This window comes from Devosia alba, from assembly GCF_039938915.1.
GTDB lineage: Bacteria > Pseudomonadota > Alphaproteobacteria > Rhizobiales > Devosiaceae > Devosia > Devosia alba.
Map to the genome: position 1 here is coordinate 253,009 of NZ_JBDUUI010000001.1, position 22,130 is coordinate 275,138.

Sequence of the window (22,130 nt, forward strand, 5' to 3'; positions counted from 1 at the left end):
ACCAAGAAAACGGCGGCCCTTTCGGACTGCCGTTGCTCATCCGGTCACACCGCCTGGGGGGTTGCCACCATCTCGGCACCAAACCGGCGTAGGACACGTAGTGCCAGGAGCATATTCCATCTGCTGGGCAGCCCAACCTGTTCCATCTGGAAATGGACCTGGCCGGGATGTGCCGCCGGCAAGAGCCATCTTCCATCCGACCGCTGCTTTGAGGCCACGATCACCAGTGCATCCGACATGCGGGAATCCCAGGGCTGACCGGCGGCCCGAAAATGGTCCAACGCGCGGAGAATGTTGAACCTCCAGCGCGGCGGGAACGCAAAGCGCAACATTTGCGGACTTATGATCTCACCAGTGCGTTGCGAGCGAAACAGGCGGTGCCGGAGCATGAACGCGCGTGCCGACGCTGCCGCCTCAACCAGCTCAGGCAGCCGATAGGCATAGCCACTCATGGCGTATTGCTGAATTCCCTCAGCCACCGACAGGCTGGAATGCAATGAGCTGTGCTGCGCGCCCGACATATTCCTGCGGCAGTTGAACCCGCCATCGTCCATCCGCTGCGCAAGGATGAAATCGACGATGGACTGCAGATCGGTCTCCGGGCTCTGGAAGTAGGATGCATAGTTGAGAAACATGCCATTGACGCAGACATCGCTCACCGGGATCGACCGGGCCGGGCCAATTCCGCCATCGGGCCTCTTCTCCTCAGAAGCGATCTTGGCAATGCTCTGCCGAATTCGTTCGTTGTGCGGGTCGATCTCCAACGTCTTGAGGTCGAGCAGCGTATAATGCGAGCTGATCCACTTGGGCTGGTAGAACCCCTGCCCCCAGCTGCCGTCAGCATGACGTGCGGCAAGAAAGCGCCTACCCCACCCCTCACCTGCTATCCGAGCCTGCAACTGCTGGTCCTTATCGTCCAGCAGGTCGCGCCGGGCCTGAAAGGCTATGGCGACATCGCCAGCCAGCAGCCAGTCAATGACCGCCGTATCGGCATAATCTCCCACCGCCTGCGTCACCACATGTCTCCGACTTCCGTGTCGAACGAGCGTAAGTCGGGAGCGCGGCAGTGAATTTGATCTCCATCAAGCGCTCAAACAAAAACGGCGGCCCTTGCGGACCGCCGTTTGCATTCATTACATCGCCCGGCCTAATGCGGCAGGCCGGTCGTAGTGTCGTCCGTCGGCGCATCGACCTTGGCGGCCGCAGCGGCAGCCGCAGCTTCAAAGTCCCACTCGATCGGCACAGGCTGGCTGACCAGCGCATGCTTGATCACCTGGTCCATCCGGCTGACCGGAATGATCTCCATGCCTTCCTTCACGATGTCCGGGATCTCGGCGAGATCGCGGACATTTTCCTCAGGGATCAGCACTGTCTTGATGCCGCCACGGAGCGCTGCAAGCAGCTTCTCCTTGAGGCCACCAATCGGCAGCACCCGGCCACGCAGGGTGATCTCGCCAGTCATGGCGACATCATTGCGCACGGCAATGCCGGTCATCACCGAGACAATAGCCGTCGCCATGCCGATACCCGCCGATGGACCGTCCTTGGGCGTTGCGCCTTCGGGCAGATGCACGTGGATATCGCGCGTGTCGAACATGGGCGGCTTGATGCCGAACTCGATCGACTTGGACCGGACATAGGCCGTGGCCGCCGTCAGCGATTCCTTCATCACTTCCTTGATGTTGCCGGTCACGGTCATCCGACCTTTGCCCGGCGTCATCACGCCTTCGATGGTCAGCAGCTCGCCACCCACTGAGGTCCATGCCAGCCCGGTCACCAGACCGACCTGTGCCTCGGCTTCGATCTCACCATGGGTGTAGATGTCGGCACCCAGGAACTTGGTCAGCTTTTCTTCGTCGATGACCACTTTCTTGACCTTGGTCTTGACGATTTCGGTCACCGCCTTGCGCATCAGCTTGCTGATTTCGCGCTTGAGGTTGCGGACACCTGCTTCACGGGTGTAGCGCTGGATCAAGGCCGTCAGCATCTCGTCGCTCAGTTCGAACTCGCCATGGGCGAGGCCGTTTTCCTTGAGCGTTTCCGGGATCAGGTGCTGCTTGGCGATCGCATGCTTCTCCTGCTCGGTGTAACCGGACAAGCGAATGATCTCCATGCGGTCCATCAGCGGGCCGGGAATGTTGAGCGTGTTCGAAGTGGTGACGAACATCACATCGCTCAGATCATAATCGACCTCGAGATAGTGATCGGCAAAGGTGTGGTTCTGTTCCGGATCGAGCACTTCAAGTAGTGCTGAACTCGGATCGCCCCGGAAGTCCTGGCCCATCTTGTCGATCTCGTCGAGCAGGAACAGCGGGTTGGACTTGCCCACCTTCTTGAGCGACTGGATCACCTTGCCGGGCATGGAGCCGATATAGGTGCGGCGATGGCCGCGGATTTCGGCTTCGTCCCGTACCCCGCCCAGCGCCATGCGCACGAAGGCACGACCGGTCGCCTTGGCAATCGACTTGCCAAGCGAGGTCTTGCCGACGCCCGGAGGGCCGACGAGGCACAGGATCGGGCCCTTTGGCGAGCCGGTACGACCTTGCACGGCCAGATACTCAAGGATGCGTTCCTTGACCTTTTCGAGGCCATAGTGGTCTTCGTCGAGCACTTTCTCGGCCAGCACCAGATCGCGCTTGACCTTGCTCTTCTTGCCCCAAGGCAGGCCGAGCAATGTATCAAGATAATTGCGCACCACGGTGGCTTCAGCCGACATCGGGCTCATCGCTTTGAGCTTTTTCAGCTCGCTTTCCGCCTTGAGCTTGGCTTCCTTGGACAGGCGGGTCTTGGCAATGCGCTCCTCGATCTCGGCGATCTCGTTGGAGCCCTCTTCACCGTCACCCAGTTCCTTCTGGATCGCTTTCATCTGCTCGTTGAGATAGTACTCGCGCTGGGTCTTCTCCATCTGCCGCTTGACGCGGCCACGGATGCGCTTTTCCACCTGCAGCACGCCGATTTCGCCTTCCATCAGGCCAAGGATCTTGCCGAACCGCTCGATCACCGAGACGCAGGACAGCAGGTCTTCCTTTTCGGCGATCTTGATCACCAGATGGCTGGCAATGGTATCGGCCAGCTTGGAGTGATTTTCGATCTGCCCGACAGCCGCAACCACTTCCGCTGAAATCTTCTTGTTCAGCTTCACATAGTTTTCGAACTCGGCCAGCGCCGAACGCGACAGCGCCTCGATCTCGACCGCGTCTTCAGCCGGCTCAGGCAGGATGGAACCCTCAGCCTCGAAATAGTCTTCGGTCTGCAAATAGCGATCAATGGTGGCGCGATGCAGCCCTTCGACCAGCACCTTGACGGTGCCGTCCGGCAACTTGAGCAACTGCAATACCGTCGCAATGGTACCGGTGTCGTAGATCTGATCGGGAGCCGGATCGTCGTCCTGGGCATTTTTCTGGGTTACGACAAGGATGTGTTTGTCGTCGCGCATGACTTCCTCAATTGCCTTGACCGATTTTTCGCGGCCGACAAACAGCGGCACGATCATGCCGGGGAACACCACGATATCGCGCAGCGGGAGTACCGGGTAAACGCGATCCCGGCTTGCTTCGCCGCCTGTGGGAATAACGTCCGTCATCTCGTATCCTTTCCGGGGCGCGCGGGGAGAGGAAGAGAGGTGCGCGCCCGTAGTAGTAGACAGCTCCAGACATTGAGGCTGGGCTGATTCCAGTTAATAAATAGGTCCATCTACCGCTGCCGCAAGTCAACTGTGCCGGAAAACTGACGGTTAATGTCAACATGCACACAAGATATGCAATTGGGCCGGAAACACCGGTGTGCCTTGACTGCAGGGTGGATGCGGGCGCGACCGGATACCGTGCCCCATGCACCGTTAGATGCGCATGCTGGCCCACAAGATCAAGCGCGCTGGCGGGTTTGTGTACCGCTATCACGCAGCACGGCGGATAACCCTGCCAACGGGCTGGCTCCCGCGCCCTCCTCTCCTGCATAGTGTGGTCGACGTCGCCGTTCCCACCACCCCGACCAGAGCAGGACCATGCCATGAGCCAGCCGGACTTTCTCGCCATCGACCTGTTCGGCATTGCCTGCGACGCTGGCGCATCGCGGCGCGGCTGCACCATGGGTCCAGACGCCATGCGCATTGCCGGGCTCGCCGATGTGCTATCGGGCCTCGGTCACGCCGTCACCGATCACGGCGACATCGCTGCCGCCGCTACACCCCACACCGTCTGGCAATTGCCAGAGCGCCGCCAGGCTGCTGTGCTGGCCATGGCGGCCCAAAGCAGCCAACAGGCCGCGGCAGCGCTTGGCGCGGGGCGCCTGCCGGTATTCATCGGCGGCGACCATAGCCTCTCCATCGGCACCCTGTCGGGCGTCGCGCAGCACTGCGACGCGACGGGCAAGCCGCTCTTCGTGCTGTGGGTTGATGCGCATGGCGATTTCAACACCCCCGCCACCTCGGAGACCGGCAACATCCACGGCATGCCGCTGGCCCTGCTCTGCGGCGAACCCGATTTCGGACCGGAATTCTCCGGCCCCTGGCGCGGCACGATTGATCCGCGCCATGTCACCGTGTTCGGCGCCCGCTCGATTGACCGTCCCGAGCGCCAGTTGCTGGAAGATCGCGGCGTCGAGGTTATCGACATGCGGCGCATTGACGAAATGGGCGTGGTCGCCCTGATGCGTGAGGTGCTGGCTCGCGTGGAGGCGGTCGGCGGTCATTTGCATGTCAGTCTCGATGTCGATGTCATCGACCCTGCCATCGCCCCGGGCGCTGGCACCCCGGTCGCAGGCGGTCTCAGCTTCCGCGAGGCGCATCTGGTGATGGAAATGATCCACGACAGCGGCACCATGGGTTCGCTCGACTTGGTGGAGCTCAATCCCTATCTCGACAATGCCAGCATGAGCGCACGCCTGCTGGTGGATTTGACGGCCAGTCTATTCGGTCGCCAGATCATGCCACGCCAGAGCGTGCGCACAGGCGTGGACGCCACCGTCCGCGGCATTTGAGGTCGCATTGACCGCTCTAGTGGTCGGCAGCGGCCGCGACATAATGCGCGCGCGGCCGGATCAGCTGGCCGCCTTTGACCTGCTCCAGCCCATGCGCCAGCCAGCCAACGCTGCGCGCCAGCGCAAACAGCACCATGGGCGCCTCATGGGGCAGATCATGGGCCTCGCTCAGCGCCGCCAGCGCAAAATCGATATTGGCCCGCTCGCCGGTAATCTTGTAGGCCGCCGCATGCAGCGCCGCATAATGTTCGGGGGGCGTAAAGCGCCCGAACAGCGCCGCCGCGCGAATGTCGCCATCGGGATAGAGCGGGTGGCCGAAGGCCGGCAGTTTCACGCCCTGCCCCAGCCGCGCCAGCACTGCCGCCTCGGCCCCCAGGCTCTTGGCCTGCCCCGCCAGAGCCTGCGCCGCGACGCTGGCACCGCCGTGCAGCGGCCCGCTCAACGTCGCCAGCCCCGTCAGCACCCCGGCCGACAAGGGCGCGCCCGTGGAAATGGTGATCCGCGCGGCAAAGGTTGAAGCATTGAGTTCGTGGTCGGCCAGCAAGACCAGCGCCCGGCGGATGATATCGGCGGCTCCCACTCGGTCCCAAGCCAGGGCCAACGCCACGTGTAACGGATCGGTTGCCGATCGCCCGCCCGCCAAAGCGCTGGCGACGCTGGCAAATACCGAAATGGCTTCCACCCGCAGGATCAGCTCGGAGCGGCCAATACTGGGTGCATCATTGGCCGCACGTTCGGCCAGCGCCATAAACGCGGCCTGCAGCGATGGTGCCGCGCCGCGGGTCCGCACCGGCAGTTGAAACGGCTCGGCCCCCCACAGCAGCGCAGCCATGCCTTCCAGCGTGCCATGCTCGGCCAGTTCCACCGCATCCTGACCGCGATACAGCAAGCGGCCGTCGACAATGGTCGACAGGCTTGAGGGCATCACCGGCTCGCCCCAGCGGATCGCCTCCGCTGCCACGGCTTCCTGCCGTCGCCGTCCCGCCGCGCGCTGGGCCAGCCGCCGCACATCATCGCCGCGATAGAGGCTCTTGCGGCTGTCATCGGGGTCGCGCTTCGCCTTGATCCGCCCTCGGCTGACATTGGCGTATAGCGTCTGGGGCCGGGTCCCCAACAATGTCAGGGCCTCTGGGGCAGTCAGCCAGTCCATCGCTACACATTGATCCAATTGGTCAAGATTGACGTCAATCTAGACGCTCCTAATTTGGCGGGCAACAACCATAGGAGAACAAGATGAACGCTGGCCTTGAAGATGTCGTCGCCGCCCAGACGGTATTGTCCGATGTCGACGGCAAGAATGGCCGCCTGGTCGTGCGTGGGGTCTCACTTGATGATCTGGTCGCCACCAGCACCTACGAAGATGTGCTTGGCCTGCTGTTTGACGGCTTCTTTCCGCTGTCCGGCGCCATGCCCGGCGCCCTTGGGACGGCCCGTCTGGCGGTGTTCGAGCATCTCGCCGCCGCCGACCCCGCGCTGGTCGCCCTGCCACCGGTCGATGGCATGCGTGCTTTGCTCGCTCGCCTCGCCGACGGTGATGATCTGCAGAGCGCCCTGCGCCTGGTTGCGGCCCCTGCCGTCTTCATCCCTGCCCTGTTGCGCCTCAAGGCAGGCCAGGCCGCCCTTGCACCGGACCCATCGCTGCCCCACGCCGCCGATGCCCTGCGCATGCTGACCGGCGCCATGCCCACCCAGCAACAGGCCGCCGCGCTCGATTGCTATCTGGTCACCGTCGCCGACCATGGCCTCAACGCCTCCACCTTTGCAGCCCGCGTCGTGGCCTCCACCCAGGCCGGGCTGACCTCCTCGGTACTGGCCGCACTCAGCGCCCTCAAGGGCCCGCTGCATGGTGGTGCCCCCGGCCCGGTGCTCGACATGCTTGACGCCGCGGCAAGTCCCGAGCGGGCGCCGGCCTGGATTGCCGCCGAACTGGCGCGCGGCCATCGGCTGATGGGCTTTGGCCACCGCGTCTATCGCGTCCGCGACCCGCGCGCCGATGCCCTCAAGGCCGCCCTGCGCCGCCTCGCCAGTGCCGGCGCCATCGACCCGGCCCGACTGGCCCTTGCCGAAGCGGTCGAAACCGCCGCCCTGGCCCAGCTCAAGGCCAAAAAACCCGACCGACCGCTCGACACCAATGTGGAATTCTACACCGCCCTGCTGCTCGAAGCCCTCGGCTTCCCGCGCGCGGCCTTCACCGGCGTCTTTGCCATGGGTCGCGTCGGCGGCTGGGTCGCCCATGCCCGCGAGCAGGCCGAAACCGGCAAGCTGATCCGGCCCAGCTCGGTCTATGTGGGGCCACAGCCGCAAGCGGCCGCCTGAAACCGCCCAAACAGAAAACGCCGGACCCAAGGGCCCGGCGCTTTCAATTCTGTCTACGAAAAACCTATGCCCCGGCGGGCAGGTCTTCCTTCTTGCGCTCGGAGTAGATGTACAGCGGACGCACGTCCTTGCCGTTCACCACTTCGGCACTGATCACCACTTCTTCCACGCCTTCGAGCGAGGGCAGGTCGTACATGGTGTCGAGAAGGATGCCTTCCATGATCGAACGCAGGCCGCGCGCACCGGTCTTGCGTTCAATGGCCTTCTCGGCGATCGCCTTGAGGGCCTCGTCCTTGAAGGTCAGTTCCACGTCTTCCATCTGGAACAGCCGCTGGTACTGGCGCACCAGCGCGTTCTTGGGCGAGGTCAGGATTTCGATCAGCGCGGAAATATCCAGATCTTCCAGCGTTGCGAGCACCGGCAGACGGCCGATGAATTCCGGGATCAGGCCGAAACGGACCAGATCCTCGGGGGCAACGTCAGCCAGAATCTGGCCCACGCGACGATCATTGGGGTCCTTGACCACGGCCGAGAAGCCGATGCCCGAACCTTCGCCGCGCGCCGAGATGATCTTTTCCAGACCCGAGAAGGCACCACCGCAGATGAACAGGATATTGGTCGTATCCACCTGCAGGAATTCCTGCTGCGGATGCTTGCGACCACCCTGGGGCGGCACCGAGGCAACGGTACCTTCCATGATCTTGAGCAGTGCCTGCTGCACGCCTTCGCCCGAAACGTCGCGGGTGATGGACGGATTGTCCGACTTGCGGCTGATCTTGTCGACTTCGTCGATATAGACGATGCCGCGCTGGGCCTTTTCAACATTGTAGTCGGCAGCCTGCAGCAGCTTGAGGATGATGTTTTCCACATCCTCGCCGACATAGCCGGCTTCGGTCAACGTGGTGGCATCGGCCATGGTGAAGGGCACATCAAGGATGCGTGCCAGGGTCTGCGCCAGCAACGTCTTGCCCGAACCGGTTGGGCCGATCAGCAGGATGTTGGACTTGGAAAGTTCAATATCCTGGTTCTTGGACGAGTGGTGCAGGCGCTTGTAGTGATTGTGGACGGCCACGGAGAGCACGCGCTTGGCGCGGAACTGGCCGATGACGTAATCGTCGAGCACCTTGCAGATATCTGCCGGTGTCGGCACGCCCTCGGAGGACTTGACCATCGAGGTCTTGTTCTCTTCGCGGATGATGTCCATGCACAGCTCGACGCATTCATCACAGATGAAAACGGTTGGGCCGGCGATCAGCTTGCGAACCTCGTGCTGGGATTTCCCGCAGAACGAGCAATAAAGCGTGTTCTTTGAGGTTTCGCCGTTTGTCGTCTCTTTGGACATCTGTTCACTCCCGGGGGCAGAGCGCCCCCAAAACCAAGCGTATCCTCAAGGGTAACGCCTGGGCCTAAAGAAAGTCTAAGCCGAACCGATCCTAAAGACCGATCCGGCTTGGTGCAATCGCACATGGATCACAGTCCACGGCGCATCAGCATTGTGCTTAACGCAGCCAATTAGCTCGCGGTCTCGGGCACGATGCGCTTGTCGTGCACGCTATCGATCAGGCCAAAGGTCATGGCCTCCTCGGGTGACAGGAAGCGATCACGCTCGAGAGCGTTCTCGATTTCCTCGTATGTGCGGCCGGTGTGCTTCTCATAAATCTGATTAAGGCGTCGCTTTAAACCCTCGACTTCCTTGGCATGAATCATGATGTCGGTGACCTGACCCTGGAACCCGCCGGAGGGCTGGTGAACCATGACGCGCGAGTTTGGCAGGCTGGTACGCATACCTTTTTCACCGGCGGCCAACAGTAGCGAGCCCATCGAAGCGGCCTGCCCCATCACCATGGTGGCGATGGCCGGACGGATGAACTGCATGGTGTCATAAATCGACAAACCAGAGGTCACCACGCCACCAGGCGAATTGATATAGAGCGCGATTTCCTTTTTCGGGTTCTCTGATTCGAGGAAAAGCAGCTGCGCCACGATCAGCGACGCCATATTGTCCTCGACCACACCAGTCACGAAAATGATGCGCTCGCGCAGCAGGCGCGAATAGATGTCGAAAGCGCGTTCGCCGCGGTTGGATTGCTCCACCACCATCGGAACGAGCGTATTCATGTAGATATCGTGCGGATCCCGCATGTACTGCCCCTTTGCTGCGCCAGTTCGAGACTGGCTAGCATTGTCGTTGGTTGGGACACGGTGGCCACCCGGACCAGAAATTGTAGCCCCGGGGATCGTGTCAATTCGAATCAGCGCGACTGCGCACCTGCAGCCGCCGCATCACTGTGCGGTACGGGCACAGATAGGCGGCAATGCGGCGCGCTTCAATAGGCCGGACGCCGCGTCGGCCATTCTCATGGCGCGGGGTTAATTGCGCGTTGCGGAAAATGCAAACCAAAACTGGCTCTTGCGGTGATTACCCGGTGAGCCTTGCAGCTCAGCGGAATCACCAGCGATGGGCCACAACGCTCAACCGAAACCGAATTAGGCCGAGAAACTGACGGCCACGCCCTTTTTCTTGAAATAGGACTGCATGATCTTGCGGCCCTGACGATTGGACTGCGCCAGCTTGGCGGGCTCGAAGACGGCTTCCTTCACGCCTTCACGCGCCATGGCCGCCTTGAGCGCAGCAATATGGCTTTCCAGTTCGTCATTGTCGTTCTTGATCGACGCATAGATATTGTCGATGGCTTGGGTCAGGGTCAGCTCGCTCAAAATCGGCACTCCATGGCTCGTTGCCACTCCACTAGCGGTTTTTCCAGCAAGGGCAACCCGCCCATTGCATTGCGGCGGCGACCTTCCGCGCTCAGCCAGCTTTTTTCAAGCAGCGGTTTGGTCCGCGACCGGTATCAAAGACTGGCCAGCACACCCGGCACCAGCAGGGGCAAATCTTCGCTGATCAGCCCCGGAGAGCCAAACCGGTTGGCGGCTTCGGCGTGCAGCCAGACAGCTGCACAGGCAGCTTCCCAGCCGTCCATACCCTGCCCCAGCAAACCGGCCACCATACCGGCCAGCACGTCACCCGAGCCCGCCGTGCCCAGCCAGGCCGGCGCGTTGGCATTGATCGCGGCTCGCCCGTCGGGACTGGCAATCACCGTATCGCTGCCCTTGAGCACGATGATAGCACCGGAAAGGACAGCTGCCGCCCGCGCCCGCTCCAGCTTGCTGCCTGGCACCGTCCCGAACATGCGCTCGAACTCGCCTTCATGGGGGGTCAGCACCACAGTCCGTCCCTGCGCCTTGATGGCGCCCGCCATGGCGTCAACATCGCCACCAAAGCTGGTCAGCGCATCGGCATCGAGCACGGCGGCCGCGCCCGATTCCAGCACCGCCAGGACATTGTCGCGCGTCTTTGGCCCAACGCCCGCGGCGGGCCCGATCACCACGGCATTCATCCGCTTGTCGGCTAGCAGCGCGGCCAGCGCGGCGCGATCCTCCGCGGGCTTGAGCATCACCGCTGTAACGTGGCTGGCATGCACCATCAGCGCCGCCTCACTGCCTGTCAGCGTCACCACCCCGGCACCCACCCGGAATGCCGCCATGGCCGCTAGCCGCGCCGCGCCGGTCTGCAACGGCCCGCCCGACACCACCACGCAATGGCCACGGTCAAACTTGTTGCCAGCGCTATCGGCCACCGGTACCGACCATAGCGCTGGCGTATTCTGCCAGGTAGTCGCATCGATCAGGTCGAGCACACTTGCCGGAATACCGATATCGGCCAGCACGACCTCGCCGCACAACTCCCGGCCCGGCTGCAGCAAGTGCCCCGGCTTGAGGCGGAAAAAGGTCACGGTGAGCTCGGCGATCATGGTGGGGCCGCGCTCGGCACCGGTGGCGCCATCAAGCCCCGAAGGCATGTCAATGCTCACCACCGGCCTTGTGCTGGCATTGACCGCCTCGATAATCTCGGCAAATGCGCCTTCGACATCGCGGTCAAGACCGGCACCCAGCAGGGCGTCGATGATCAGATCGGCATCCTCGATGTCCTGCAGGGTCGGCGCGGCCAGCCGGCCCGTCCACTGCCTGGCCATGGCCGCTGCATCACCCTTGAGCGCCTCGGGTGAACCCACCAGGCGCAATTGCACCGGCCAGCCCTTCTGGTTGAGCAGCCGCGCCACCACAAAGCCATCGCCGCCATTATTGCCCGGCCCGCACAGCACCAGTACCGAGCGCTGATAGAAGTGCTCATGCACGGCCTCCGCGACCGCCTGGCCCGCGGCCTCCATCAACTTGAGTGACCGGCTGCCGGCCTGCACCGCCAGCCGGTCGGCCTCACCCATCTGTTGCGGGGTGAGAAGAATATCAGCGGGAGCAACGGTCATGGAAATCTCTCAACAGACCTCATCCTGAGCCTGTCAAAGAACGAGGTGGTGGCATTGTGCCCGGTCACCACGCGGTTCGACAAGCTCACCATGCGGTAAACTCAACTACACCCAGAAAGCAAAAAGCCGCCCATTTCTGGGCGGCCGTGCAGTGATCGCTCTAAGCAATCTAGTGGTGATGCTCTTCGGGAACATCGTCTTCGTCGGCCTGGATCAGCTTGGCCAATTCTTCACGGGTCATCTTCTTGTCGGTGATCTTGCCCTGCTCGATGACAAAATCAACGACCTTGTTCTCGAACACCGGCGCACGCAGACCAGCCAGTGCCTGCGGGTTCTGACGGTAGTAGTCATAAACCTGCTGTTCCTGGCCCTGGAAACGGCGCACCTCGGCGATGAGCGCCTGCTGGTGCTCTTCCTCAGTCACATTGACGTCGTTCTTGTTGCCGATTTCGGCAACCACCAGGCCCAGACGCACGCGGCGTTCGGCAATGGTGCGATACTGGGCGCGCGCCGCTTCCTCGGTAGTGCCTTCGTCTTCAAAGGACTTGCCGTGGCTCTGCACTTCATGCTCGACGCGCTGCCAGATAGTGGCAAATTCGGCCTCGACCAGCTGTGCCGGTACGTCGAACTTGTGGCCATCATCGAGAGCGTCAAGCACCTGACGCTTCATGTGCTGACGGCTCATCGACGCCAGCGCCGATTCCATCTGTGTCTTTACGGCCTCGCGCAGCGCGGCCACGTCATCCATGCCCAGGCTCTTGGCAAACTCGTCATTCAGTTCGCCGGCGTTCGGACCATCGACATGCAGCACGGTAACGGTGAAAACCGCCTTCTTTCCGGCCAGTTCGTCGCTCTGGTAATCCTTGGGGAAGGTCACCTCGATGTCGCGCGTCTCGCCCTTCTTGAAGCCGATCAACTGCTCTTCAAAGCCGGGGATGAACTCTTTCGAGCCCACGGTCAGATGCGCATGGTCGGACTTGCCGCCGTCAAATTCCTTGCCATCGATCTTGCCGACAAACGACAGGCCGAGGCGATCACCATCTTCCACAACGGCGTCGTCGCCCTTGTCGGTATAGCCACGGTTCTGGGCAAACACACGGTTCACTTCGGCCGTCACTTCGTCATCGCTGATGTCGATGATCGGCTTGGTCAGCGCCACGCCCTTCAGGTCCATCAACGTGACGGGTGGCAGCACTTCATATTCAACTTCAAAGGCCAGATCGGCCTTGCCGTCCAGCACGTCGTTGATCACGGCCTGATCGTCGGGCAGATCCACCTTGGGCTGCGCCGCAGCGCGCTCTTCGCGCTTGTCCAGCGTCTCGGACACGGTGTTGTTGATCGCGTCGGTCATCACCTCGGACATCGCCGAACGGCCATACATCTTCTTGATGTGCGCCATCGGCACCTTGCCGGGACGGAAGCCCTTGATATTGGCCTGGCCCTTGAGCTCTTCGAGCTTGACGTCCAGACGTGTATTCAAGTCGGCAGCCGGAATGGTAACGCTCAACTTGCGCTTCAGGCCTTCATTGAGGGTCTCGGTAACCTGCATTCGGATCAATCCCGTAATCATTATCTCTAGAGGGCCAGATCCCATTTGGTGCGGGTGAGAGGACTCGAACCTCCACGCCTTGCGGCGCTGGAACCTAAATCCAGTGCGTCTACCAGTTCCGCCACACCCGCTGAAGGACCCGTTGGCCGGGTTGGCTTGCATCTATAGGAAGACACAAAGCCAGTCAAAGCCTTGCTGCTCGATTTGCGCGGATTGCGGTCCCGCGAGCCCAAAGTGCGGCAAAGCCACCTGGCACCGCTCACCAATATGCACAATGTAACGGCGGCCGGCGGCAACGACCGGGTGAAATGGCGCAGCTTTGCTCGCGAAACACCCACGCTGCCTAGATTTTAATCATTCACTATGGCCGCAGCCGCGGGCCCGAAGGGATCAGGTCGTCATAACACATTGTTTATGCTATTGTTTGAACTGACAAACCGAGCTGGCACAAGCCGTGCATACTGCTCTGGCGTACCCGCCCAAATGACCCGTGGAGGCTCAAATGAAGAAGATCGAGGCTATCGTAAAGCCGTTCAAGCTCGACGAAGTCAAAGAGGCGCTGCAGGAAGTTGGCCTCCAGGGCATCACGGTGACCGAAGCCAAGGGCTTTGGCCGTCAGAAGGGTCATACCGAGCTCTATCGTGGCGCTGAGTATGTCGTGGATTTCCTCCCCAAGGTGAAAGTCGAGGTCGTGTGCCCCGATGAACTCGCCGAAAAGGCCATTGAAGCGATCCGCAGCGCCGCCCAGACCGGGCGCATCGGCGACGGCAAGATCTTCGTTTATTCGATCGAGCAAGCCATCCGCATCCGCACCGGAGAATTCGGCGACGACGCGCTCTAGGGCCCTGCCCTGACCGCGACGCGCCGCCATATCAACCCAAGCATTCCGATCCAGACAGGGGAAGACCTAATGACCACCGCAGCTGACCTCCTCAAGCGCATCAAGGACGAGAACATCAAGTATCTCGACCTGCGCTTCACCGACCCGCGCGGCAAGTTGCAGCACGTCACGCTCGACGTTTCCATCGTCGATGAAGACCTGTTTGAAGAAGGCACCATGTTCGATGGTTCCTCTATCGGTGGCTGGAAGGCCATCAACGAGTCCGACATGGTGCTGATGCCCGATCCCAATTCGCACTACATCGATCCGTTCTTCAGCGCGTCCACCATGGTGGTGAACTGCGACATTCTCGAGCCGCTGACCTACCAGCCCTATAGCCGCGACCCGCGCACCACGGCCAAGAAGGCCGAGGCCTATCTGAAGTCGACCGGCATCGGCGACACCGTCGTGTTCGGTGCCGAGCCGGAATTCTTCATGTTCGACGACGTGAAGTACTCCAATACCCCGTTCAAGGTGGGCTTTGAAGTCGACCATCCCGAACTGCCGTCCAACAATGACACCGCTTATGAAGCCGGCAATAGCGGCCACCATATCGGTCTCAAGAAGGGCTATTTCCCGGTACCGCCGCTCGATAGCGCACAGGACATCCGCGGCGAAATGCTGGCCGCAATGGCCGACATGGGCGTTGTGGTTGAAAAGCACCACCACGAAGTGGCCTCGGCCCAGCACGAACTCGGCATCAAGTTTGCGCCGATGATCAAGGCTGCCGATGACGTGCAGATCTACAAATATGTCATCCACCAGGTCGCCAATGCCTACGGCAAGACCGTGACCTTCATGCCCAAGCCGGTCTTCGGTGACAACGGTTCAGGCATGCACTGCCACCAGTCGATCTGGAAGGACGGCAAGCCGCTGTTCGCCGGCGACCAGTATGCTGGTCTGAGCATGGATGCGCTGTACTATATCGGCGGCATCATCAAGCACGCCAAGGCCATCAACGCCTTCTCCAACCCGACCACCAACAGCTACAAGCGCCTGGTCCCCGGCTTTGAAGCCCCCGTGCTGCTGGCCTATTCGGCCCGCAATCGCTCGGCCTCATGCCGCATCCCGTTCGGCCAGTCACCCAAGTCCAAGCGCATCGAGATCCGTTTCCCCGATCCGCTGGCCAACCCATATCTGGCCTTCTCGGCCATGCTGATGGCTGGCCTCGACGGCATCAAGAACAAGATCCACCCCGGCGACCCGATGGACAAGGATCTGTACGAACTGCCGCGCCAGGAACTGATGCAAATCCCCCATGTCTGCGGTTCGCTGCGTGAAGCACTGGGTGCCCTGGAAGCCGATCACGAGTTCCTGCTGGCCGGTGGCGTCTTCGACAAGGACCAGATCGACAGCTATATCGAGCTGAAAATGACCGAAGTCGTCAAGTTCGAGCAGACCCCGCATCCGGTCGAATACGAAATGTACTATTCGGCCTAAGCCGAACAGGTCTGAACGAAGAAAGGGCGCCGCCAGGCGCCCTTTTTGTTTGTGATAATGGAGGCGGCTACCAGGGATGGGTTTCGTTGACCGACGCGGTGAAGGTGCCGGTCGGGCCGTCGCTGCCCATGAGGGCGACGCGGACGGCTTCGGCGGCGCCCTGCTGGACGGTTTCGGTGCCTTCGTAATTGTTGAGCGCAGTGCTGGTGAAGCCGGGGGTCACGGCGTTGACGGCAATGCCCTCCGCTTCAAGATCGATGGCAAAGGCCAGCGTAATGGCGTTTAGCGCGGTCTTGGAGGCGCCGTAGCCGGGGTTGAAGGTCGCTCGGTAGGGATGCGGCGTGGCGTTGACGGTGAGCGAACCGAGTCCACTCGAAATGTTAACAATCCGGGCGCCTGTCGACGTGCGCAGCAGGGGTACGAAGGCCTGGGTGACGGCCAGGACACCAAACACATTGGTCTCCCAGATGGCGCGCACTTCATCAACCGAGATCAGCGTGGCCCGCGAGCGCTGGATGTAGTCCTGCATGGTCTCGCTTTCCTGGCCATTGGCCCGGGAGATGGCGGCATTGTTGATGAGAATGTCGAGGCGGCCAAACTGCTGCTCGACCTGCGCCACCGCGGCCCGGATGGAGGCCGGGTCGGTGACATCGAGCTGGAGGGGATGAACATCCCCGGCAATGGTCTGGGCGGCTGCGGTGACCCGGTCAAGGTTGCGCGAGGCGAGCAGTACTGTCAGGCCCTTGGCAGCGAGATCGGTGGCGATTTGCAGCCCGATGCCCTGATTGGCGCCGGTGACGAGTGCGATGCGTGAGTCTTCAGTCATGGCATGATCCTGTTCTTGATTGGCCAAACAGGAGGTGGTCATCAGCAGCTGGACGTTCTATATCCAAAAGTCCAGGATAATTTCGAATGAGTCCAGAATGACTGATCCCCTGGCGCAGATCGTTGGCTTGCTGCAGCCCGGCGCGCCGTTCTCCAAATGTGTAACCGGATCAGGGGCGTGGCGGGTGAGACGGACACAATCGCCAAACCCCTATTATGTCGCGGTGCTCAAAGGGAGCCTGCGTTACCGGGATCATCAAAGCGGCGAGGTCATCGTCAATGCAGGGGATTTCATTCTGATCCCCTCGGCGCAGGACTTCATGATGTGGAGTGATGTCCCAAGCAGTGACAATGACATGGTGATCGATCCTGTGATCCTGCCGGGAGGTGGCTATCGGGTCGGTAGTGTTGATGGGCCGGTCGATATGCGGGCCTTGGTGGGATACTGCATATTCCAGTCCGACGATGCGACCTTGCTCTCATCTCTACTGCCTGAGCTGGTGGTGGTGCGGGGCGAGTATCGCCTGGCCATGCTGATGCAATTGCTGGGTGACGAGGCCGGGGGTAGCAAGCCGGGGCGCGAAGTGGTGTTGCAGCATTTGCTGGAAGTTCTGCTGATCGAAGCGCTGCGGTCGACGGTCGAGCTGGGCGATGCGCCGGGATTGTTGCGGGGCCTGTCGGACGATCGGCTAGCCGTTGCCATAAGGGGCATGCATGCAAGGCCCGAGCGCGGCTGGACGGTGGTCGAACTGGCGCGCCAGGCGGCTTTGTCCCGCTCGGGATTCCATGAGCGGTTCCAGAGCGCGGTGGGCATGGCGCCGATGGAATACTTGAAGGTCTGGCGGTTGGCTTTGGCCAAGGACCTGCTGCGCAAGCGGGAAGCGAGCGTGGGCGAAATTGCCCGGCAGGTGGGCTATCGATCGTCAAGCGCCTTCAGCGTGGCTTTCACGCGCGAAGTCGGCGTATCGCCGGCCCGCTATGCGCGCGACATGCATGCCTTGCCCGGCATGGCCGCAGGGGAGTTTGAGGGCGCCATCGCCTGAGGGCCCACTCGCCAGCGCCAGGTGGGTCACCCCACCACGCTAGCCGTTCAGGCGCGATCGCCGTCTGCGGCAGTGATTGGCGCCAGTTGGGGCGGCACGATCAGCGTCTCGATCTCGTCAATATCCTGCGAGGCGAGAAATTTGACGGCAAACCCGACCTCAAGAATGCGCGCCACCCGGCCCACCAGCCGCCCGACAGCCAGCGGCGTCCCCAGCGGCGGAGCGGATCGGGTCGACAAGGCTATGCCTGAGGACGACACATCGATCACAAAACCGGGCATCTGTGTGCCATCGCCCAGCGTGACGACCGTGCGCGGCTCGCGCAACTGGATGCGCTTATGCTCGCGCCGGTCCTCCAACTGTTCGTAGAAGTGTTTTTTGTGCCAGACGATCTTGCGGCCCAGCTTCTCGCGCCCTGTCGCGTTCAACCGCAAATCCATGACGAAACCACTAGGCAATTGGCGGGTGATACACCCGCGTAGCAAGCCAAAGCCATCAAAGTGCGCAATGATATCTTCACCCGGTCGGCCCACCACCGGCCCGACCACGACAGCAAGCCGGGTCGATACCGAACAGAGGCGGCAAGCATAGACCGGCGCCTTGTGCGCACCGCGGTGCGGGCGACTGGCCATGGCGTAGCGTCCCCCGATGGCACCAATGAAGCGCACGTCGTGCCAGTCAAAATTGGAGCGCGACGATACGTCCGCGCAATCTACGTCTAGCGACATGGATAGGTCCCTCCCCCACGCCCCAGTAAGAGCCAAGACATGAGAAATATTCAAATGAAAGCGGGCCTACGCCTGCAAGCAATCAGAATACCAACAAAGACTAGGGAGATTTCGTTAAAACTTGCTGACGCGACTAGATAAGGTTTTCTGCTTAGGTCACGAGGCCGGGACTATGCATCGCCATTCGGGCTTCCAGGCCCTCCAGCGGTTGAACAGCAATGAACTCTACCGCAAAGCCAACATCGAGCCGCCGTACAACGCGGCCCAGCAAGCCACCGATCGCCAGCGGCGTTCCCTTGGCCGGCAGAATGCTCGACGACACTGCAGCACCCGATTGCGATATGTCGATGACAAAGCATGGCGTCATGCTGCCATCCGCCATCGTCATTACTGTCCTCGGGTGTCGGGGCAACACACGCTTGAACTCACGTTTGTCGATCAACTGACTGCGCCCGCTGTTCTTTTTCCAACGAATTTTCGCGGCCAGTTTGGCACGTTCAGCTTCGTCCAGTTCGAGGTCAAGCACGAAGCCGGTCCTTGTCGGTCGGACCACCGGCCCGCGCAACACCCCGAAATCCTGAAAATGCATCGATACTGGCTCTGCTTGTTGTGCAATCACCGGCGCAACAATGACCGCCTGGACCGGAGAGATCGAACAGAGACGGCAGGCATAGACCGGCACCGCATCTTGCGCAGTCTCTCGCCGCTCCGCCAGAGTGTAGCAGCCCGTCAATGCCCCAATATAGCGCACATCGTCATGGCGTCGTACATCTGACAGCACAGACATCGAAAACCTCCCCCGGGCAAACAACACAAGACTGCAGTCAAAATGATAAAGACTTACCTACCAGATCTAGCTAATTGCCTGACACGTCGGATAATTCTATAGGGTTGTTTCCTGCGCCATGCTCGAGAAGAATAGTTCGGGGGTCTCGACTTCGACCAACTTGCACTTGTCGATCAGCAAGAAGCGCTCACCCAGTCCACGCACAAAACTGCGGTCATGCGACACCAGCACGCAGCTAGCGCCATGGGAGAGGATTTCGGCTTCCAACTGCTCCTGACCGGCGATGTCGACATGGTTGGTCGGCTCATCCAGCAGATAGAAATTGGGTGCCTGCAGGCGCAGCGCCAGTAGACCTAGCCTGGCCCGTTGACCCAATGACAGGGTACCGATTGGCCGATCCTGCCTCTCGGGCGCGAACCCCGCCGCAGCCAGCAGGCTCATGCTGCGTTGATCCCCGACATCAAACCGGCTGGTGATGTAATCAAGCAGCGAGATCCTGTCGGGCAGAAACGACATCGCCTGATCGATATAGCCCGGCACAATCTGCGGACTGACGCGGATACCCGGCGTTTCCTGCCCGTTGATGGTCCGGTGCAGCAGTCCCATGAATTGCGACTTGCCCGCGCCATTGCGGCCCAGGACCACCAATCGGTCGCCCTGAAACACATGCAGTTTGTCGATGACAAACAGCTTTTCACCCACCGGATTGCTGACCGTCACATTGTCGAAGGCCAGCATCACCCTGGCTTGTGCGCCGCTATTACCCAGCCGGATCTCGCCGCTGCGGTCCTTGTGGACCGAGCGGACAGTGCTCTCAATCTTTTCGGCCCGCTCCCGCAAATATTTGGATTTGACAACCAGTAGGTCACTACCCGAATTGATGCCGATATTGGTCAGCTTGGCCGCTTGCTTGCGCAGCTTGCTGACCTCCTTGAGGTCACGCTCGCGTTTGAGCTCGGCCGCCTCGTCCAACTCGGCCAATGCCAGGCGGGCCTTGCTGTACGGCAGGGCGAAAAGCGGCGACACCTCGGGCCGCAGGAACAGGGTCCGCGTAGTCGTGGCGTCGAGAAACTGCCGGTCGTGGCTCGCGATCACCACCGGAATATTGCGCGCAGCCTGATTGATCCAGTTTTCCAGTTGGAACAGCTTGCCCAGATCCAGGTGATTGGTCGGCTCATCCAGCAGTAGGGCATCGGGCTGCAGCACCCAGCATTGCGCAATCAGGGCAATGCGTTGCCAGCCGCCACTGAGCTGGCTGAGCGGACGATGCCGCAAGGCCTCTGGGGTCTCGAACTCATCAAGCACAACATCGACGCGCCAGCTCTCACTGGCCCGCTCGGCTTCCGGCAACGCTGCCAGCACCATCTCATACAGGGTCAGCCCCATACTGGCCGGCGGCATGTCCTGTTCGACATAGCCCACCTGCAGGCCGCGCGAGCGCACCAGTTCGCCCGTGCTCAGTTCACCCTGCCCGGCCATGGCCCGCAACAGGGTTGTCTTGCCCCGGCCATTACCGGCCACCAGACCAACACGGTCGCCCGCGCCGATCACGAAATTCAGGTTGGAAAATAGAGCGTCACTGGCCACAAGGCCGGCATTGCGGAGGCTGATCGAACCCATTTTGGTATCTCACTGGAGCGGCGTCGCGAGAAAAAGCGCGCCAAATGCCATCAGACAGCGGTCAGACGACCGCCATGAAGGGCAAACCAGATTTGGGGGATATCGAAAAGCGTCCGAACCAGATCCTGGTCAGCCCTGCAGCTGCTGCCACAGGGCGAAGACGGGGCCACACTGTCGGTGACGCTCGATAACGGTCATGCAGCCCTCCTTCTGTTTGATGTGAATCTCAGAACGGTCATCAAAATAGCCTTGCCGGCCGCGAAAATCAATTCGCTGCCGATCAGACCAGATAAAACAAGGTGGAGACTACAAAAATCGCCCCAAAACGCGGGACAGAGAGCTTGGCCAGCCGGTACGCAATACCAATAAACCCGGCTTGCGGCCAAACGCCTATAGCAACCGAACCAGCCGAATTCTGAAACGCAGAACTTAGACCTCGAGTGGCTCGCATACGGACACTCCAAACAAAAACCGTATGACGATTGATCTAGCAGTGTGCGATTAAGAAAGTGCTCTCAAGAAGCAAACACGGGGTAAACTTGGCGCCCGATTCCGGGACAGAGCTGTCCCGATCTGAGCCGTCAGCGCGCAGGGCGCAGCCTTGTCCGGCTCTCAATACGGGCAGAACAATAATTGAAATCAAGCAGATAGACCCAATCACCCTTGCTCGCGCGCACCTCGATGTGCTTCTGATTGGGCACGTTGAGATAGATATCGCGATAACCCAGTTCCGCCACGGCCTGACGAATCTGGAAATCGTTGAGGCAAGAGATGCGCTCGGGGAAAAAATCCGACCGCTGGTCACCATAAAATATCCCGAAGCGCTGTGCCTGCGCGGGTCCTACCAGACCAACGCCCAGCGTCAGCGCCACCACCACTACCGCCGCAAATGGTCTCATCACCGCCTCCTTGCTGCGCCCGTGGGCGCCCTCAGTTGCCAAAATTGAACTGGAATCCGAACCCACCATTGGTGAGGCCCCCGCCATCGAACCCGCCATTGTAGAAATCGTCGCGGCGACCGCCGCCAAAAGCCCGTCCGGTCCGCTGCACCTGGTCGACTTGCCCGGTGCACTTGTCAACGCGCATGGCATAGATCCAGTTGCCCCTGGTGGCTTCTACCTCCACCCGCTCACGGCGCAATTCCCGAACGATCTCGACGCGGTGATAGCCATAGCCGTTGATGGCACGCGCCACGTCCCGATTGGTCAGGCAGCGCTGGCGATAGTCATCATCCCAGCCGGTACGCCGGTCGTGACGCTGCCCGCCAAAGTTCTGGCTGGCGCCGCCCGTGTTGAATTCTATGCTGAACCCCGTCGATCCGCTCTGGGCAAAAGCGGGGGCGGCCATCAGGCTTGATGCGCCCAGCGCCATGGCCAGCACGGCGGCGCGCGTGAAAGACTTGAAGGCGGTGCCGTTGAAAGCCATGTGGATAATCCTTGAACCAGTGCCTGGGTGACTTGACGTCATTGCACCCGGTCTAGTCCCCTGCCCTTGAACCGAACCAGAACTATGCGTTCATCGGCGGTTCAGCTTCGTGGGCAAATCGGGGCGGCCCCGGCGCCGGCGCCCCGTGCCGACCCGGCCCCCGGATATGATAGAACTCAAGAACGCCTGATTCGGGCACCAGAGACGGACCGTGC

Annotated in this window: 19 protein-coding genes and 1 tRNA gene; 5 read left to right on the forward strand and 15 right to left on the reverse strand. The window is 61.2% G+C overall.

What is annotated here, in order from left to right:
* Window positions 1–44: 44 nt before the first annotated feature.
* Both ABFY71_RS01210 and lon read right to left on the reverse strand, forming a co-directional pair.
* On the reverse strand, window positions 45–1,016 hold the full coding sequence (locus ABFY71_RS01210; protein WP_347944326.1) for a hypothetical protein: 972 nt from the start codon (window positions 1,014–1,016) through the stop codon (window positions 45–47).
* Between the two features lie 131 nt (window positions 1,017–1,147).
* Window positions 1,148–3,583, reverse strand: a complete 2,436-nt coding sequence (gene lon, locus ABFY71_RS01215; protein WP_347944327.1) for an endopeptidase La — start codon at window positions 3,581–3,583, stop codon at window positions 1,148–1,150.
* A gap of 425 nt (window positions 3,584–4,008) precedes the next feature.
* Here lon and rocF point away from each other — a divergent pair, with 425 nt between their 5' ends.
* Complete coding sequence (rocF, locus tag ABFY71_RS01220; protein WP_347944328.1) at window positions 4,009–4,977, forward strand: arginase; 969 nt, start codon at window positions 4,009–4,011, stop codon at window positions 4,975–4,977.
* 16 nt (window positions 4,978–4,993) lie between these two features.
* Here the strand turns inward: rocF and ABFY71_RS01225 are convergent, their stop codons facing one another.
* A complete protein-coding gene (locus ABFY71_RS01225; RefSeq protein WP_347944329.1) occupies window positions 4,994–6,127 on the reverse strand; it encodes a citrate/2-methylcitrate synthase in 1,134 nt (377 codons plus the stop codon).
* Between the two features lie 83 nt (window positions 6,128–6,210).
* Here ABFY71_RS01225 and ABFY71_RS01230 point away from each other — a divergent pair, with 83 nt between their 5' ends.
* Window positions 6,211–7,293: a citrate synthase/methylcitrate synthase gene (locus ABFY71_RS01230; protein ID WP_347944330.1), complete on the forward strand. Its 1,083-nt coding sequence runs from the start codon at window positions 6,211–6,213 to the stop codon at window positions 7,291–7,293.
* Window positions 7,294–7,357: 64 nt separating this feature from the next.
* On the opposite strand, the gene clpX is transcribed toward ABFY71_RS01230, so the two are convergent.
* The 6 genes from clpX to ABFY71_RS01260 all read right to left on the reverse strand — a co-directional run bounded on the left by clpX (window position 7,358) and on the right by ABFY71_RS01260 (window position 13,298).
* Window positions 7,358–8,635, reverse strand: coding sequence for an ATP-dependent Clp protease ATP-binding subunit ClpX (gene clpX / locus ABFY71_RS01235; protein WP_305576285.1), 1,278 nt, complete (start codon window positions 8,633–8,635; stop codon window positions 7,358–7,360).
* A gap of 170 nt (window positions 8,636–8,805) precedes the next feature.
* Window positions 8,806–9,435: an ATP-dependent Clp protease proteolytic subunit gene (locus tag ABFY71_RS01240; protein ID WP_305576288.1), complete on the reverse strand. Its 630-nt coding sequence runs from the start codon at window positions 9,433–9,435 to the stop codon at window positions 8,806–8,808.
* A 345-nt stretch (window positions 9,436–9,780) separates the two neighbouring features.
* Window positions 9,781–10,011: a hypothetical protein gene (locus ABFY71_RS01245; protein ID WP_305576290.1), complete on the reverse strand. Its 231-nt coding sequence runs from the start codon at window positions 10,009–10,011 to the stop codon at window positions 9,781–9,783.
* A gap of 134 nt (window positions 10,012–10,145) precedes the next feature.
* Entirely contained in the window at window positions 10,146–11,618 is a 1,473-nt protein-coding gene (locus tag ABFY71_RS01250) for an NAD(P)H-hydrate epimerase (protein ID WP_347944331.1), read from the reverse strand.
* A 169-nt stretch (window positions 11,619–11,787) separates the two neighbouring features.
* Window positions 11,788–13,167 (reverse strand): trigger factor, encoded by a 1,380-nt coding sequence (tig, locus tag ABFY71_RS01255; protein ID WP_305578144.1) that lies wholly within the window; start codon window positions 13,165–13,167, stop codon window positions 11,788–11,790.
* 46 nt (window positions 13,168–13,213) lie between these two features.
* A tRNA-Leu gene (locus tag ABFY71_RS01260) sits at window positions 13,214–13,298 on the reverse strand.
* A 371-nt stretch (window positions 13,299–13,669) separates the two neighbouring features.
* On the opposite strand from ABFY71_RS01260, the gene ABFY71_RS01265 reads away from it, so the two are divergent.
* Both ABFY71_RS01265 and glnA read left to right on the forward strand, forming a co-directional pair.
* Window positions 13,670–14,008 carry a P-II family nitrogen regulator gene (locus ABFY71_RS01265; RefSeq protein ID WP_305578142.1) on the forward strand — a complete coding sequence of 113 codons (339 nt, stop codon included), beginning with the start codon at window positions 13,670–13,672 and terminating at the stop codon, window positions 14,006–14,008.
* 69 nt (window positions 14,009–14,077) lie between these two features.
* Entirely contained in the window at window positions 14,078–15,487 is a 1,410-nt protein-coding gene (gene glnA / locus ABFY71_RS01270) for a type I glutamate--ammonia ligase (protein ID WP_347944332.1), read from the forward strand.
* A 67-nt stretch (window positions 15,488–15,554) separates the two neighbouring features.
* Here glnA and ABFY71_RS01275 read toward each other — a convergent pair whose 3' ends face one another.
* Window positions 15,555–16,313: an SDR family NAD(P)-dependent oxidoreductase gene (locus tag ABFY71_RS01275; protein WP_347944333.1), complete on the reverse strand. Its 759-nt coding sequence runs from the start codon at window positions 16,311–16,313 to the stop codon at window positions 15,555–15,557.
* Window positions 16,314–16,410: 97 nt separating this feature from the next.
* On the opposite strand from ABFY71_RS01275, the gene ABFY71_RS01280 reads away from it, so the two are divergent.
* Complete coding sequence (locus ABFY71_RS01280) at window positions 16,411–17,355, forward strand: AraC family transcriptional regulator (RefSeq protein WP_347944334.1); 945 nt, start codon at window positions 16,411–16,413, stop codon at window positions 17,353–17,355.
* 47 nt (window positions 17,356–17,402) lie between these two features.
* Here the strand turns inward: ABFY71_RS01280 and ABFY71_RS01285 are convergent, their stop codons facing one another.
* The 5 genes from ABFY71_RS01285 to ABFY71_RS01305 all read right to left on the reverse strand — a co-directional run bounded on the left by ABFY71_RS01285 (window position 17,403) and on the right by ABFY71_RS01305 (window position 21,915).
* Window positions 17,403–18,083 (reverse strand): PilZ domain-containing protein, encoded by a 681-nt coding sequence (locus ABFY71_RS01285; protein WP_347944335.1) that lies wholly within the window; start codon window positions 18,081–18,083, stop codon window positions 17,403–17,405.
* A 151-nt stretch (window positions 18,084–18,234) separates the two neighbouring features.
* Entirely contained in the window at window positions 18,235–18,870 is a 636-nt protein-coding gene (locus tag ABFY71_RS01290; RefSeq protein WP_347944336.1) for a PilZ domain-containing protein, read from the reverse strand.
* Window positions 18,871–18,966: 96 nt separating this feature from the next.
* The gene (locus ABFY71_RS01295) at window positions 18,967–20,490 is read right to left on the reverse strand and encodes an ATP-binding cassette domain-containing protein (protein WP_347944337.1); all 1,524 of its coding nucleotides are present in this window, start codon (window positions 20,488–20,490) and stop codon (window positions 18,967–18,969) included.
* 581 nt (window positions 20,491–21,071) lie between these two features.
* Window positions 21,072–21,458, reverse strand: a complete 387-nt coding sequence (locus tag ABFY71_RS01300; protein WP_347944338.1) for a hypothetical protein — start codon at window positions 21,456–21,458, stop codon at window positions 21,072–21,074.
* Window positions 21,421–21,915, reverse strand: a complete 495-nt coding sequence (locus ABFY71_RS01305) for a hypothetical protein (RefSeq protein ID WP_347944339.1) — start codon at window positions 21,913–21,915, stop codon at window positions 21,421–21,423. The genes ABFY71_RS01300 and ABFY71_RS01305 overlap by 38 nt, the downstream gene beginning before the upstream one ends.
* Window positions 21,916–22,130: the final 215 nt, after the last annotated feature.